13 protein-coding genes are annotated in these 14255 nt (G+C 43.7%); 9 read left to right on the top strand and 4 right to left on the bottom strand.

Annotated elements, in window-relative coordinates:
• The first annotated feature begins 164 nt into the window (after window positions 1-164).
• From PSE7429_RS15710 to PSE7429_RS15720, 3 genes are all read left to right on the top strand, one after another.
• Window positions 165-587, top strand: a complete 423-nt coding sequence (locus PSE7429_RS15710) for a hypothetical protein (protein WP_009628245.1) — start codon at window positions 165-167, stop codon at window positions 585-587.
• A gap of 280 nt (window positions 588-867) precedes the next feature.
• Window positions 868-1488, top strand: coding sequence for a type I restriction enzyme HsdR N-terminal domain-containing protein (locus PSE7429_RS15715; protein ID WP_009628246.1), 621 nt, complete (start codon window positions 868-870; stop codon window positions 1486-1488).
• 322 nt (window positions 1489-1810) lie between these two features.
• Window positions 1811-4390: a VIT domain-containing protein gene (locus tag PSE7429_RS15720; protein WP_009628247.1), complete on the top strand. Its 2580-nt coding sequence runs from the start codon at window positions 1811-1813 to the stop codon at window positions 4388-4390.
• A gap of 100 nt (window positions 4391-4490) precedes the next feature.
• On the opposite strand, the gene PSE7429_RS15725 is transcribed toward PSE7429_RS15720, so the two are convergent.
• Together PSE7429_RS15725 and PSE7429_RS15730 are read right to left on the bottom strand one after the other, a co-directional pair.
• A complete protein-coding gene (locus PSE7429_RS15725) occupies window positions 4491-5702 on the bottom strand; it encodes an ABC transporter substrate-binding protein (RefSeq protein ID WP_009628248.1) in 1212 nt (403 codons plus the stop codon).
• A 174-nt stretch (window positions 5703-5876) separates the two neighbouring features.
• Window positions 5877-7328, bottom strand: coding sequence for a protein kinase domain-containing protein (locus tag PSE7429_RS15730; RefSeq protein ID WP_040689040.1), 1452 nt, complete (start codon window positions 7326-7328; stop codon window positions 5877-5879).
• A gap of 87 nt (window positions 7329-7415) precedes the next feature.
• Here PSE7429_RS15730 and PSE7429_RS27775 point away from each other — a divergent pair, with 87 nt between their 5' ends.
• The 5 genes from PSE7429_RS27775 (at window position 7416) to queC (ending at window position 10974) form a co-directional block, all read left to right on the top strand.
• Entirely contained in the window at window positions 7416-7757 is a 342-nt protein-coding gene (locus PSE7429_RS27775) for a hypothetical protein (protein ID WP_009628250.1), read from the top strand.
• 308 nt (window positions 7758-8065) lie between these two features.
• Window positions 8066-8818, top strand: coding sequence for a metal ABC transporter ATP-binding protein (locus PSE7429_RS15740; RefSeq protein ID WP_009628251.1), 753 nt, complete (start codon window positions 8066-8068; stop codon window positions 8816-8818).
• 180 nt (window positions 8819-8998) lie between these two features.
• Window positions 8999-9412, top strand: coding sequence for an alternative ribosome rescue aminoacyl-tRNA hydrolase ArfB (gene arfB, locus PSE7429_RS15745; protein WP_009628252.1), 414 nt, complete (start codon window positions 8999-9001; stop codon window positions 9410-9412).
• 267 nt (window positions 9413-9679) lie between these two features.
• On the top strand, window positions 9680-10294 hold the full coding sequence (locus tag PSE7429_RS15750) for a 7-carboxy-7-deazaguanine synthase QueE (protein WP_009628253.1): 615 nt from the start codon (window positions 9680-9682) through the stop codon (window positions 10292-10294).
• Window positions 10295-10299: 5 nt separating this feature from the next.
• Window positions 10300-10974, top strand: coding sequence for a 7-cyano-7-deazaguanine synthase QueC (gene queC, locus PSE7429_RS15755; protein WP_009628254.1), 675 nt, complete (start codon window positions 10300-10302; stop codon window positions 10972-10974).
• A gap of 183 nt (window positions 10975-11157) precedes the next feature.
• Here queC and glcD read toward each other — a convergent pair whose 3' ends face one another.
• Entirely contained in the window at window positions 11158-12657 is a 1500-nt protein-coding gene (glcD, locus tag PSE7429_RS15760) for a glycolate oxidase subunit GlcD (protein ID WP_009628255.1), read from the bottom strand.
• Between the two features lie 249 nt (window positions 12658-12906).
• Between glcD and clpS the strand changes: the two genes are divergently transcribed.
• Window positions 12907-13215 (top strand): ATP-dependent Clp protease adapter ClpS, encoded by a 309-nt coding sequence (gene clpS, locus PSE7429_RS15765; RefSeq protein ID WP_009628256.1) that lies wholly within the window; start codon window positions 12907-12909, stop codon window positions 13213-13215.
• Window positions 13216-13450: 235 nt separating this feature from the next.
• Here the strand turns inward: clpS and PSE7429_RS15770 are convergent, their stop codons facing one another.
• Entirely contained in the window at window positions 13451-13999 is a 549-nt protein-coding gene (locus PSE7429_RS15770; protein WP_009628257.1) for a tyrosine-protein phosphatase, read from the bottom strand.
• Between the last annotated feature and the right edge of the window lie 256 nt (window positions 14000-14255).

The raw sequence follows: 14255 nt of genomic DNA on the forward strand, positions 1-14255 counted from the left end.
AGCGTAATTTGTTCAATGATGTCATTCGTTCTTTTGTCATGGAAAACTTAGCTGATTACAATTATCTCCTACCTGCAAATCTTCTCCCTTCTGTCAATGCGTAACTTCTATATTTAAATGATATAGAGGTAGATAAATACAAAAAAAATCTTGAGAAGGTAGGAATGAAAGTATTCATAACACAAGGAAATGATTCTGAATCTCATTTTATAAATGAAAAACATATTTCTGAACTTTACCCTCAAATTAGCATCGAAAGAGCGAACCAACTAATTGTTGAGACTTTAACTGTCCAGAAAGATAAGATACTCAAAAAATATATTAATACGATTCACAACAGGAAACTTCAAGAGTCATATAAGGATAATAACGTTCCAAAACCAGATGCAGGTGAAATAGCGATTGAATGTGATAACAATATCAATACAGATCCTCGACAATACATGCATGGAAAAACTGTAGAAGGAGTCCTAAGATCAAAAATTCAATCAGAAATAGGGGGAAATATTAATCTGTGTAACGCAACACCTCACATTGCTGATAATACCTTGCAGGTATTTGCATCTGAGATATGGTCTGATGCATAGTATTTTTCTGCATTCATAACAGAATATTGTGGGATTGATTTAAGGTTAGATTCTTATTCTTGTGTTGCTAATTGGGCGATTGCGTTGTACTTTTTTGTGGGCGGTTGGGCGATCGTGTTTTTGTGGAGGGGGGGCGATCTCGTTTTATATGGTTAGGCGATCACGTTTAGGTTAGTGATTGGGCGATCGCGTTTTGAGTGAGTTGGATGCGTGGGCGATCGTATTAGTGATTTTGTTTTTGCACTAATATTAAGGTTATTACTTCTAACTAAAATCCATAATGACTCAGGCGATCGCCGCAAAAGATGTAACGCTAAGGGAATTAAAGCAAAACTTTGGGATTCAGATATCTCAAGATTCTGCTTTTTTTACTGAATGGTTGGATAGTTTTACCACTTTAAGTGAAGAGGATAAGCGTTTATTAGATCGGGTGAAAGCTAATTTTCTAGAATTGATGGAAGATCCACCAATGCTAGAAAATACAGTGAAAATGGTAGTACTTGCACCATTGTTAGATCTCGCTGGCTTTTATCACAAGCCATTTCGGATCGAGACAGAAACGGCTATTGCCTTAGAGATGAAAGATGAAGAAGCAATAATTCGAGGACGGATCGATGTATTGGTAATAAAGAATCAGCTTTGGTTATTAGTCATTGAATCAAAACGAAGTGATTTTGCTGTAACAAGAGCGATTCCACAAGCTTTAGCTTATATGTTGAGTAATTCAGAAACCGTACAACCAACATTTGGCATGATTACCAATGGCAATGAATTTTTATTTTTGAAAACTTCACAAAATGAGTATGCTAATTCACGGCTATTTTCTTTGGTAAATCCTAATAATGAGCTTTATGAAGTATTACAAATACTAAAACATCTAGGCTCAAAAATATGTATGTAAGCTTTGCGATCGCATTTTGGGGTGAGTGACGGGGCGATCGCGTTGTGCTTTTAGGTGAATGGTTGGGCGATCGCGCTTTCCTACAAGCAATGCTTTGCTTCGTCCTATTTTGTTCGGGCGAAGTTTTTCGTTACCAAAAATGCAACTGGTTAATAACCCTTTGAGATTGATGGGAGACTCAATCTTAGGAAATATTTCTTGGAATATCTTGGAATATTAAGTGGTTCAGCATAATTAAAACCCAAAATCAAAGAACGTACCGCCCGCGTAGGGGGCGGTACGTTCTTCTAGATTTTAAGTTTACTTTAATTTGAAAATGCCGATGGTGGCTAGGAGTGAAATTACCTTGAAACAGATTCAATCTATTAAGCCGATCTATATTGTTCTCCCTATGGCAATCCTTCTGATGGGAGCGATCGCCCATCGTACCCTTGCTCAGACAAGTCCGATCGCTAAACCTCAAACATCTTCTAGCACTTCTAGCACTATGATTAAATCGGGAATTATCGAACCTATTAGCGATCGCAATTCTAGAACTGAGCCTAGTAAAGATCGTCCAGTTGGTGGGCTATATGCTTTGACCACTCGTCCACGCAATGAAGCATCATTTACCCTGACCCATACCGATGTTCAAGGCAAGATATCGGGCAATATCTCACGCGTAGAAGTTACCCAAACCTTTCAAAATCCCTATGATAAGCCCCTAGAAGCGATTTATGTATTTCCGCTACCCGATCAAGCTGCCGTCGATGATATGGAAATAAAGATCGGCGATCGCACGATTAAAGGAGATATCAAGAAGAGGGAAGAAGCTAAGGCAATTTACGATCGCGCTCGCCAAGAGGGACGTACCGCAGGATTGCTAGAACAAGAACGGGATAATATTTTCACCCAGTCACTCGCCAATATCAAACCAGGAGAGGAAATTAAAGTCACAATTCGCTATACCGAAAGCCTAAAATTTGAGCGTGGTGATTACGAATTTGTGTTCCCTTTGGTAGTTGGTCCCCGCTACATTCCTGGACAGGCGATCGATGATCGGGGTAGCACGACTAAGGTTCCCGATGCTGCGCTCATTACGCCCCCTGTCGTTAATCCTAAAACAATCTTAGCCGCCGATGTTATGGTCAATCTGCAAATTGATGCAGGGGTTCCCATTCACAATCTTTACTCTACTTCCCATCGTTTAGATGTGAAAAATAACGGCGAAACGGTGCAGATCAAACTGGCAGATGGAGATACGATTCCTAATAAAGATCTCATCGTGCGCTATAAAGTTAGTGGCGATCGCACCGCACCTGCGGTTCTTACGACAACCACCGAGCGAGGAGCTCATTTTGCGACCTATTTAATTCCTGCGATCGCCTATCGCCCTGATCAAATCGTGCCGAAGGATGTTGTGTTTTTGATGGATACATCAGGCTCGCAATCGGGCGATCCGATCCTGAAGTCCCGCGAACTAATGCGTCGTTTTATTAATGGGTTAAATCCTAACGACACTTTCACGATTATTGATTTTTCTAGCACTACTCGCCAGCTTTCGTCCTACCCATTAAAAAATACTGCGGCAAATCGCCAAAAGGCGATGAATTATATCGATCAAGTGGATGCTAACGGTGGCACTGAATTAATGAATGGAATTAATGCAGTAACCAACTTTCCTGCCGCTAGTGATGGTCGATTGCGAAGTGTGGTGCTGATTACGGATGGTTATATTGGCAATGACAATGAAGTAATTGCCGCCGTTCAAAAAAATCTCAAACCAGGGAATCGTCTCTATAGTTTTGGTGTAGGTAGTTCGGTAAATCGCTATCTTTTAGAAAGGATTGCGGAAATGGGGCGTGGGACATCGAGGGTAGTGCGACAGGATGAGCCAACTCAAGAAGTTGCCGAGAAGTTCTTCCGTCAGATTAACAATCCCGTCCTGACCAATATTCAAGTGCAGTGGGAAGGCGAAGGAACAGCTCCCGAAATGTATCCTAGTAATCCTCCCGATCTCTTTGCCGAACAGCCTTTAACTATCTTTGGTAAAAAAGGCGATCGCGCCAATGGCAATCTCAGAATTACAGGAATCGCCGCAGGTGGCGAACGCTACGAGCAAACTATTAATGTCAATTTTGGCGATCGCAATAGTAATCTTGGTATTGCTCAACTCTGGGGACGCGCTCGGATCAAAGACTTAATGAATCAGATGTTTGCTGGAGAAGTAAAGTCTTTGGTTGATGCCGTCACTCAAACAGCGCTGGACTACCGATTACTTTCCCAGTACACCGCCTTTGTTGCGGTCAGTGATGAAGTGCGTGTTAACCCAGACGGAGAGAAGGTGACAGTACAAGTACCTGTCGAATTGCCCGAAGGAGTTAGCTATGATGGTGTTTTTGGCAATGAATCCAATGCTCTGCTTAAACCTGCTCCTATGCTCTCCCCATCTCCATCCTATAATGCACCTTCGCCAACGCAGGGTTCACTGAGAACGCGTTTGCAATCGAATAATGTGGGTTTACCATCCCCTCTACCCGCTGTTCCCAGTACTGATGCAAAAATCAGCAAACAAGTTGCCTCTGGTACTGTGAGCGACAAGACTGCCAACGAGTCAGCATCTATTCCTCGCGTTCAGGTAATAAGTATTACAGGGCTGGTAGGTGCTGATATCGCAACTGCTCAACAAGCGATCGCTCAACAGTTGCGATCCCTTAATGTATCTGCTGGGCTTAAGGGAATTGTGATTTTAGAGATCGTTATTCAGAATGGCAGACTGACAAGGTTTGTATTGGATGATGGGGCTTCGACGCTAAAGGATCGAACATTTGTGGAGTTACTCCAGCGATCGCTGCAAAATGTCGTACTTCCCACAACGGTAAAAGGCACAATCAAATTGACTCTAAACGTGACCGCTAATTAACGTGAGTTCGGGATAATTTGAAACGGGATTTGAGAAAGGGCTTGCTACGCAAGCCCTTTCTCAAATCCCAAGAATTTACTGGCGGCGCTTGGCGCTGTGATTATTGAATGAAAGTGAACTTGCCACTGTTCCCATCAGCATCCATTTTGATCTGGGCGACAAAAAATTGCTTCTGCACGATCTCACCTTCGGGAGTGAAAGAAATCTCTCCAATAGGAGTGACATATTTACCCGCTAATAGGGTGTCATTGAGTTGAGTGCGCAGTTGAGGCAAGGTTAGGGTACTCAACTTCGTGGTCTTGTCAAGGGTTCGTAAAGCTTCCACAAACACCTGTACGCCTGTAAAGGTTTGAGCAGTAAATTGAGGTGGTTCTTTCTTATTCTGCTCGGTATAGATTTGGCGGAATGCTTGATTTACCTCATTCTTTAGTTCGGGACTATAGGCTTGAGCGATAATAATGCCGTCACAGAGAGCCTTACATACGGGCAAAATATTGGAAGTATTTAACCCATTACCACCGATGATTAAACCCTTATAACCCAGTTCTCGCAGTTGTTTGACGAGGTTGCCGCCATCAGCCGAAAGTCCCGAAATGATGATTAAATCAGGTTTGATATTGATGGCATTAGTTACTTGGGATTGGAAATCGGTATCGGTGGTTTGGAAGGTTTGTACGGTTGCTAGTTCTAAGCCCTTTTGTTTAACGGTCTCTTGGAAAGTTCCTGTTTCCGATTTACTAAAAGCATCATTTTGAGCGTAGAAGACAGCGACCTTCTTAATTTGAGGATTGATTTTAAGAGCTGCATCGATCGCATTAGGCGCAACAACTGCGACAGGAGCAGATACCCGCGAAATGTATTTGCCGATCTGCGGAATACCTTTAGCAGTATTTGATGGGGCAATGACGGGAACACCTGCTCGTTCAGCGATCGGATCGGCGCTAAAAGCTTGCTGGGACAAGGTAGGTCCCACGATACCGACCACTTTATCTTGGGAAATTAGAGTGTTAAAAGCATTAATTGCTCCCTGCTCATCGCCTGCGGTATCTTGGAAAATTAAACGGATTGGTGTGCCATTGATGCCACCCTGCTTGTTGAAATAGGCTTCTGCAATCTTTGCACCTGTAACTTCTTCCTGTCCTAGTAATGCAACATTACTGGTTTGGGCAAGAGCGATCCCGATGGGGATTGAGTTTTGCTGACTATTGCTTGGGCTATTAGGCGTATTGGTCGTGGTGTTCGTTTGTCCGCAAGCTACTATCAGTAGACAGGACATCAAAGCCGCGATCGCATAGCCAAAAAATTTTTTCATAACTATAGATGTTGAAGCCTTATATAAAATATTTGTCAAAGTAGTCTATCAAAGTAAGTAGTTCAGCATCATAAAACAGAACCAGAGAGTACCGTCCGCATAGCGGGCGGTACTCTCTTCTAGGTTTTAAGTTTACTCATGCTTAGCTACTTAGTCTATCAAAGTAGGGACAATTCATGCACGGTTCCTACTTTGACGGCAGACTTCCAAACGATAGAAAACGGGATCGACTAAATTAAATCCTTCCCAAAAAAACAAGCTGGGTAAATGTCCGAGCGGAGCGTCGATCGCAAAGATCAAATTCTCATAGTTACGCCAAATCCTTGGCGAAAACTCTAGATTGAACCAACTTGGTTTGCGCCATCCAAGGCGATCGGCAAACTTCTCATAAATAGCAGCGAATTCCCAATAATTATCTTCGGTATAAATCAATTTGCCGCCCAAGTTTACCCAGATTTGCTGCTGAATGCTCCAACCAAAACGATTATTACTAGCTTGCATCCATGCCCGATCGATCGCTAGCCAGATCTCGCAGTCAATAAGCTCGATTTCCTTAGCAGTTAATCGAGCAATTCTATCTTTGTTTCCCAGTTCCAAAATAATTTCATTGGTGAGTCGATCGCTTTCTTGCCATTGACCTAGATTTAGTAATTCTATTAAGGTTGCGATTTGTGGATAGATTTTCGGATCAATGCTGAGGGGCGCATAGCTTTCCTCTAAACTCTCAGAATTAGGTTTCGGGTAAGTCCCCAAAGATTGTAGATCCTGTAAAACCTCTCTGGCTGAGGTATAACGATTTGATATCGCTCTTTCCAGAAGACGATTGAGAATCATGACTAAATGGTGGGAAATAGAAGTTGGCAGCTTTTCCTGCCAAATCCAGCGATCACTGGCATCATCATAAAGATCGAAGGGGGAAACTCCCGTCAATAAATAAATGCAGGTTACTCCTAAACTATAGAGATCGCTTTGGGGAAAGGCTTTGCCCCTTGCCTGTTCGGGAGCAATATATTCCGCGCTACCGATCAACGTGCCCGTACGATTTGAACTGGAGGTAAAGGCTTTAGCCGCTCCAAAATCAACGAGGACAAAATTATTGTGACTAGCTCCAGTTCGACGAATGATGTTTTCAGGCTTAATATCGCGATGGATGACTTGACGGTCATGGATGAATTGAAGAACGGGAAGAATATTGATTAGAAGTTGGCAAACTTGCGCTTCGCTGAAAATTCCGTCACGCTGTAACTCTACATAGAGGTTTGCCCCCTCGATTAGCTCTTGCACTAAGTATAAATATCCTTCTTCTTCAAAATATGAAATCAGTTCGGGAATTTGTGGGTGGGAACCAAGCTCTTTAAGTTGGTTGGCTTCGCGGTCAAAGAGAGCGATCGCCTTTTGCCTTAATTCTGGTTCGTAAAACTGAGGTAGAAATTGCTTGATCGCACAGTCTTGTCCCAAGCGACCTAAGTTCTTTGCCTGAAATGTACGCCCCATCCCTCCTTGCCCAATTAAGGCGATCGCCTCATATAACCCTTTAAGCTGCAAAGTTTTACCACAATTCATACAAAACTTGCTCCCTTCGGGGTTGTTTGGCTTTTGGCAACTGGGGTTCAAGCAATAGGGCATATTTCTGTTGATAGATTTACATTTGTTTACATTAAATGTAAATTTTAATTAATTAATATAAAAACTTTTGCAGGAAAGTAATCAATCATGGTAACTACACCAACTACTACACCAAATAAGGTTGCATCAAGCGAAGCTTCTAATGGCGACAAATCTGGGGCAGCTAGCAAAAACTTTGATCTTAATGTCAATCCTACAGGGGCAGGCGTATTTGGCTTTAGTAATTTTGCTGAAACTTGGAATGGTCGGATGGCGATGATTGGATTGGTTGCAGGCTTTGCCAATGAAGTTTTAACTGGCAAAGGCATTCTTGCTCAAGTTGGCATCACTGGCGGTATCAGTGTTCTGTTTGCATTATTTTTTACGGGGTTCACTGTGGCGACATTACTTGGTTATTACGCTGTGAAAGCGACGCAAAATTCCAACTAAAATTATTCGTCAAAATTATTTGTGATTATATTTGTGATTATTAAGTAGCTAGACATAATTAATTACAGATCCCAACCTGTAAAGTTGCGCCCCTGCGGAGCGCAACTTTACAGGTTTTAGTAATTTTGTACGAGTACTTAATCATCTACCTATACCAATTCACGAAGGTGTGACAACACTTTTGTGAATTAAAAAACAAACCCAGTAAGGGTTTTCAAAGCTCAAAATGGCTACGCCATTTTAAGCTTTGGTATTAATCATCATTTAGGGGTATAATTTTTGAAAACGATTATCATTTTTTGAGCATTATGCTTGAAGTACAAACCCTGTCCGTTCGATATCGCGAAGTTTTGGCTTTGTCGGATGTTTCCTTTAGCATTGAATCAGGCTCGTTAGTGGGACTCATTGGTGCGAATGGGGCGGGTAAAAGTACCTTACTCAAAGCGATGCTCGATTTAATTCCCGCTCAGAGAGGGCAAGTTTTTTATAATGGCAAACTGCTGAAGCAGCAGAGGCAAAAGGTTGCTTATCTACCACAGCGATCGCAGATTGATTGGGACTATCCCGTCACTGTCTGGAATGTGGTCATGATGGCGCGGACTATGTATAGTGGTTGGTTTGGCAAAATTAGCCGTCAATCTCAAGAAATCGTCCGCCAAGTACTAGAGCGTGTGGAACTCTACGAATTGCGCGATCGCCCGATCAAACAGCTCTCAGGGGGACAGCAGCAGCGCGTATTTTTAGCACGAGCCTTGGCGCAACAGGCGGATATTTTGTTATTGGATGAACCGATGACTGCCGTTGACAAAAAGACAGAAGCGCTGATGTGGCAGATCTATAGCGAACTAAAGCAGGAGGGTAAGACCTTACTGATCAGTTGCCATGAATGGGGTAATACCCTCGATCGCTACGATAGCTTGCTCCTGCTCAATCGCCACCTAGTTGCCAGTGGTACGCCCCGTCAAGTTCTCACCCCTGCCAATATCCAGAGTGCCTATGGGGTGCCGCTCGAACCACTCGGACATCGCGATTGCCCTGAAGAAGAGCTGTTATTTTGTTAAAGTACTACAAAAACAAAAGATGAGTGGTGGCGCTTCGCGCCACCACTCATCTTTTGTTTTTGAGCGCAAAGCGCTGTATGTCCTTAGCAAAACTTACACTGTGATAGAAAGGGATGAATTTTTGAGGTGATTTTTTAGGTAGTATAGAATAGGCTTTCTCGAACCGCTTTAGACAATTCCATGCTCCAAATTACCAAATATACATCTCTAGCGCTCGACGAAATTAGTATTACCGCGATTCGCTCCCAAGGTGCAGGCGGTCAGAACGTAAATAAGGTATCGACTGCGATCCACCTCCGTTTTGATATCAATGCATCTTCTCTATCACCGATATATAAGGAGCGGCTACTTAACTTAAGCGATCGCCGCATTACCAAAGATGGAATTATCATCATCAAGGCGCAGCAGCATCGGACTCAAGAACAAAATCGCGATGATGCGCTCAATCGTCTTCAGCAATTGATCCAAAGTGTGACGGTGACTCCCACCAAACGTAAGCCCACCAAACCATCCCGTACTGCTCAAAATCGACGTATTGACGATAAGACTAGAAGGGGAGAAGTCAAAGCTTTGCGAGGTAATGTTAAAGATTAAGAAGCTAGGCGCAATTAAATATAAAACCCCAAAACCTGTAGCGCACGCTGCGCGTGTGCTACAGGTTTTGATTCTGGTTTTTTAATTATGCCCAGCTACTTAGAAGGTGACCCTAATACCAAGTTAAGAAATGGCGTAGCCATTTCTTAACTTGAAAACCCTTACTAGGTTTAGTTTTTAATTCACAAAAGTGTTGTCACACTTTCGTGAATTGGTATAAAGCCTTAATTTGTTGTTTATAGTAGCGCCTAGCGCTTCGGAATCAGAGTGAATCGAGTTAATTTTGCAAATAGTTTACCCATTGTGGAGACTTTCCATTCCTTACAAGGAGAAGGCACATGGATGGGAACGAATGCGTTTTTTATCAGGTTGGCAGGATGTGATGTTGGCTGCCCTTGGTGCGATACCAAGATATCTTGGAATATGAAAAGACATCCTCAAATAGCGATCGCCGATCTTGTTAAGCAAGCGATCGTAGTGAAACCTGCGATCGTGGTCATTACTGGCGGTGAACCCTTGATGCATGATCTTACGGAATTGACTGCCGAGCTAAAGACTCAGGGATTGCGAGTGCATCTTGAGACATCGGGATCGCATCCCTTTAGCGGCAATTTTGACTGGGTTACCTTTTCGCCAAAGCGATTTAAACCTCCCCATGCCAGCATTTACGAACGGGTGAATGAGCTGAAGATCGTCGTTAAGGATGCGTCGGATTTAATATGGGCTGAACATAATGCGGAAAAAGTTGCGATAAATGTGATGAAATATTTACAGGCTGAGTGGGAAACTCCTAGTAGTAAGGATCTGGTACTGCAATATGTATTAAGCCATGCTAACTGGTGTGTGAGTATCCAAACCCACAAGTTATTAGGAGTAAGGTAATTGAGATGGCAAGCTTAGAATCCCCTCAACGGAAAGCGATTATTTTATTGTCAGGTGGGCTCGATTCAGCCACATCGGCAGCTCAAGCGATCGCCGATGGCTACGAACCGATCGCCCTATCCTTTCGCTATGGTCAACGCCACGAGCGAGAATTGCTTGCCGCAAGGGAAGTTGCCGCCGCATTACACATTCGCGAACATTTTATTGTCGATGTGAACCTATCGCAGTGGGGAGGATCGGCTTTGACTGATGGAAATCTTGAGGTACCGACGGAAGGCGTGCAGGCGGGGGAAATACCGATTACCTATGTTCCAGGACGGAATACGGTGTTCATTGCGATCGCTCTATCTTTGGCTGAGGCAAAAGGAGCGGAGGTTATTTATTTGGGAATTAATGCGGTTGACTATTCGGGTTATCCCGATTGCCGTCCCAGTTATTTGAAAGCATTTCAAAAGTTAGCCGAACTCTCTTCTAAGATCGGTGTGGAAGGAAATGCTCCCAAGTTGGTTGCACCATTGGTGATGGATTCTAAAACCGATATCGTGCGACGGGCGAAACGTTTGGGCGTACCAATCGACCTTACTTGGTCTTGTTATCAGGGTGGTGAAGTTCCCTGTGGAGTATGTGATTCCTGTCGCATTCGCGATAAAGCTATTCTCGAAGCTAACGCATATTCCTAATGGGCTTTGAGAAAGGGTTTTGCGTAGCAAAACCCTTTCTCAAAGCCCAAAAGTAAAAGCCTTGCGTAGCAAGGCTTTTACTTTTGGGCTTTGAGGAAGGTTTTACTTCGCAAACCCTTCCTCAAAGCCCGTTTCAAATTATCCCGAACTCACGTTAAGTAGCTAAGAAACTTACAAACATTCCTAAAAACGTTCCATCATCTTATACTTAGCATCGTGGCTGGGCTTTGCCCCTTCACCACAGGTACGGGGAGTTGGCAAAATTTTCGTAGGATTGGCAATGCCCTTAGGATCGAAGGCATTGCGCACCCATTGCATGGTTTCCAAATCCGACGGGCTAAACATCTCTGGCATATAGCATTTTTTATCTGCCCCAATGCCATGTTCCCCCGAAATACTGCCGCCAACACGCACGCATAGTTTCAGGATCTCACCACCTAATTCTTCTACAGTTTCTAGAGCGCCAACTTCCGCATTATTATACAAAATCAAAGGATGCAGATTACCATCGCCAGCATGGAACACATTCGCTACATGATAACCATATTTCTCGCTGAGCTTCTCAATTTCTTGCAATACATAAGTAAGCTTTGTTCGCGGAATTACCCCATCCTGAACGTAGTAGTCGGGGCTTAGGCGACCCATCGCCGCAAAAGCTGCCTTTCTCCCCTTCCAAAGACGTAGTCTTTGTTCGGGGTCGATCGCTGTAGTCACATTTCGCGCCCCATTTTGATAGCAAATTGCTTCCACTCGTTTGGCACTCTCGGCAACTTCTATTTCCAATCCATCAATTTCAACTAGGAGAATTGCTGCCGCATCGCGGGGATAACAATTGGTGGCGACGGTGTCCTCGACGGCATTGATACTCATGTTGTCCATAATTTCCATTCCTCCAGGAATGATCCCAGCCCCGATCACATTGGATACGGTCGCTCCTGCGGCTTCGACGCTGGTAAAATCGGCTAGGAGCACTTGAATTGATTCCGCAGATTTCAGGATCTTGAGCGTGACTTCTGTGGTAATTCCGAGGGTTCCCTCAGAGCCGACAAATAGCCCCGTGAGATCGTAGCCAGGGCTCTCAGGGATTTTGCCGCCAATATCGGTGATCGCTCCATCGGGAAGGACGATTTTTGCGCCGAGAACGTGATTGGTAGTCACTCCATATTTCAAGCAATGAACTCCACCTGAGTTCTCCGCGACATTACCACCGATAGAACAGATGATCTGGCTGGAAGGATCGGGCGCATAATAGAATCCTGCACCGCTTACAGCCTGAGTCACCCAGTTATTAATGACTCCTGGTTGTACGGTTACCCGTTGATTTTCCATGTCAATAGCTAAAATCTTTTTCATGCGCGAGGTCACGATTAGCACTGAGTCAGGCAAGGGCAATGCCCCACCTGATAAACCCGTGCCCGAACCTCTTGCCACAAAGGGGAGTCGATAGCGATCGCATACTTTCACCACGGCTGAAACTTCTTCGGTAGTAAGGGGCAAAACGACGATCGCGGGTTGTTGTTTGTAGCTGGTCAGTCCGTCACATTCAAAGGCGATTAACTCTTCACGAGTGCGCACAACATAGCGATCGCCGACGATCGCAATCAAAGCGTTAGCGATCGCTTGCCAATCAATAATCTGGGTTTGCGCTGAGGAAATATTGGGGATAGGGGCGATCGCAGTCATGTTGTAATGTCAGAGGAGCAACTAAGTCTATCCTACAGCGATTTTAAGGATTCAGATTTGGGGATTCAGAGAGATGTAAGTAGCTAGGCATAATTAAAAACCAAAACCAGAGAGCATACCGCCCGCTGCGCGGGCGGTATGCTCTTCTAGGTTTTAAGTTTTATGCCTAGCTACTTAACTAAGGGACGAGCCTGTCACCTTTTATAAAATTATCTGAGATAATTAAGGTATAAAGCGTTAGTTGAGATTATGGCTATATTTGCTGCTGTTCAAACCCCCGAAAAAGTTAAAGACACCGTGCGGGAAGTAGTACGCAAGCCTTACCCGAAATATAAGGTCATTGTGCTAAACGATGATTTCAATACCTTCGAGCATGTCTCGAATTGTTTGATGAAATATATCCCCAACATGACTGAGCAGATGGCTTGGGAATTGACCAATCAAGTGCATTTTGAAGGTTTAGCGATCGTCTGGGTTGGTCCAATGGAGCAAGCTGAGCTTTATCATGCTCAGCTAAAGCAAGCAGGGTTAACAATGGCTCCCCTTGAGCCTGAATAGGCGCAATCTGATCCGCAAGCGCCAGCCAAGTGTCAGTTAAGTGGCAGTCAAATGGCAGTAACCATAATGGGACTAAATTGCGATGCTGAGATGGGATTGGTGACGAAGCCGCCAATCATCTTTAGGATTTTATGTCCTACGCAAACCTGTTGCTATAAGAAGGAGTTAAATGACTGAATTGAACGCTTGCCTGTCAACATACTTGAACTTAATGTACAAAGGTCTTTTGTGTTGCTCATTTTGCGAGCCGATGTACTAATGCTTGTAAATCAACACGATGGAAATACTTCTTAGGATCGGCGATGCCATCAAGAGCCATTTCAATCCATCTGGGGTGAACTTCGCCTTCGCTTAGAAGGTACTCTTCAATGATTGTTGAGCGGTCAATCCCAACGATCGTCAATATGGCTGCCACGACAACGCCAGTTCGATCTTTGCCTGACGTACAGTGTATCAATAAGGGGAACTGTGTGTCAGGTTTGCTTAAGTATGAGACAACATCGTTCAGCCAACGGCGTACTTTGCGATTGGATGTTTCGTATTTTTCAAGGTCATTAGATGCAGGGAAATGAGCATAGATTGTCGGAAGACATTGTGGGTCTTGACCTCGTCGAAGGTTGAGAATTGTTGCGGGGTTTTGAATCGTTGTAGCATGTTTTACGAAATCAATTTTGCCGCCACGGAACAGCTTATTCTTTGGGAAAACGGATGTGCCCGTAATTAGTTCAAGGGATTCCCCGATGTCGCGAAAATTCACACAGCCATTTGAATAATCGAGTCCCATCAACGTTCCTGTAAAAATATTACTTGCAACATAACTATGAATTCGAGGACTTCATGCATCGGAAACTCCAAGTCATTAGCTAAAAAATTTACCTGAATTTATAGATTTAGATTTTCCACATTGTAATTAACTCACTGGAGTTTAGACTAAGTTGATTAAGCTAATCAGAAAAAGAGCAGGAAAAAGTAACCCAGAGAATGGAGAACTGGGCAAATCCAAGAGAATGAAAAGGAGAATATTTAGGATTAGGAATTAA

Origin of the sequence: Pseudanabaena biceps PCC 7429, from assembly GCF_000332215.1 — a bacterium.
Taxonomy (GTDB): domain Bacteria; phylum Cyanobacteriota; class Cyanobacteriia; order Pseudanabaenales; family Pseudanabaenaceae; genus Pseudanabaena; species Pseudanabaena biceps.

Excerpts from the sequence above, each read along its gene's own strand:
- PSE7429_RS15770 (WP_009628257.1), bottom strand. The coding sequence starts at position 13,999 with ATGGGACTCGATTATTCAAATGGCTGTGTGAATTTTCGCGACATCGGG.
- clpS (WP_009628256.1), top strand. The coding sequence starts at position 12,907 with ATGGCTATATTTGCTGCTGTTCAAACCCCCGAAAAAGTTAAAGACACC.
- PSE7429_RS15710 (WP_009628245.1), top strand. The coding sequence starts at position 165 with ATGAAAGTATTCATAACACAAGGAAATGATTCTGAATCTCATTTTATA.
- arfB (WP_009628252.1), top strand. The coding sequence starts at position 8,999 with ATGCTCCAAATTACCAAATATACATCTCTAGCGCTCGACGAAATTAGT.
- PSE7429_RS27775 (WP_009628250.1), top strand. The coding sequence starts at position 7,416 with ATGGTAACTACACCAACTACTACACCAAATAAGGTTGCATCAAGCGAA.
- PSE7429_RS15720 (WP_009628247.1), top strand. The coding sequence starts at position 1,811 with ATGGTGGCTAGGAGTGAAATTACCTTGAAACAGATTCAATCTATTAAG.
- queC (WP_009628254.1), top strand. The coding sequence starts at position 10,300 with ATGGCAAGCTTAGAATCCCCTCAACGGAAAGCGATTATTTTATTGTCA.
- PSE7429_RS15715 (WP_009628246.1), top strand. The coding sequence starts at position 868 with ATGACTCAGGCGATCGCCGCAAAAGATGTAACGCTAAGGGAATTAAAG.
- PSE7429_RS15730 (WP_040689040.1), bottom strand. The coding sequence starts at position 7,328 with ATGCCCTATTGCTTGAACCCCAGTTGCCAAAAGCCAAACAACCCCGAA.
- PSE7429_RS15740 (WP_009628251.1), top strand. The coding sequence starts at position 8,066 with ATGCTTGAAGTACAAACCCTGTCCGTTCGATATCGCGAAGTTTTGGCT.
- glcD (WP_009628255.1), bottom strand. The coding sequence starts at position 12,657 with ATGACTGCGATCGCCCCTATCCCCAATATTTCCTCAGCGCAAACCCAG.
- PSE7429_RS15725 (WP_009628248.1), bottom strand. The coding sequence starts at position 5,702 with ATGAAAAAATTTTTTGGCTATGCGATCGCGGCTTTGATGTCCTGTCTA.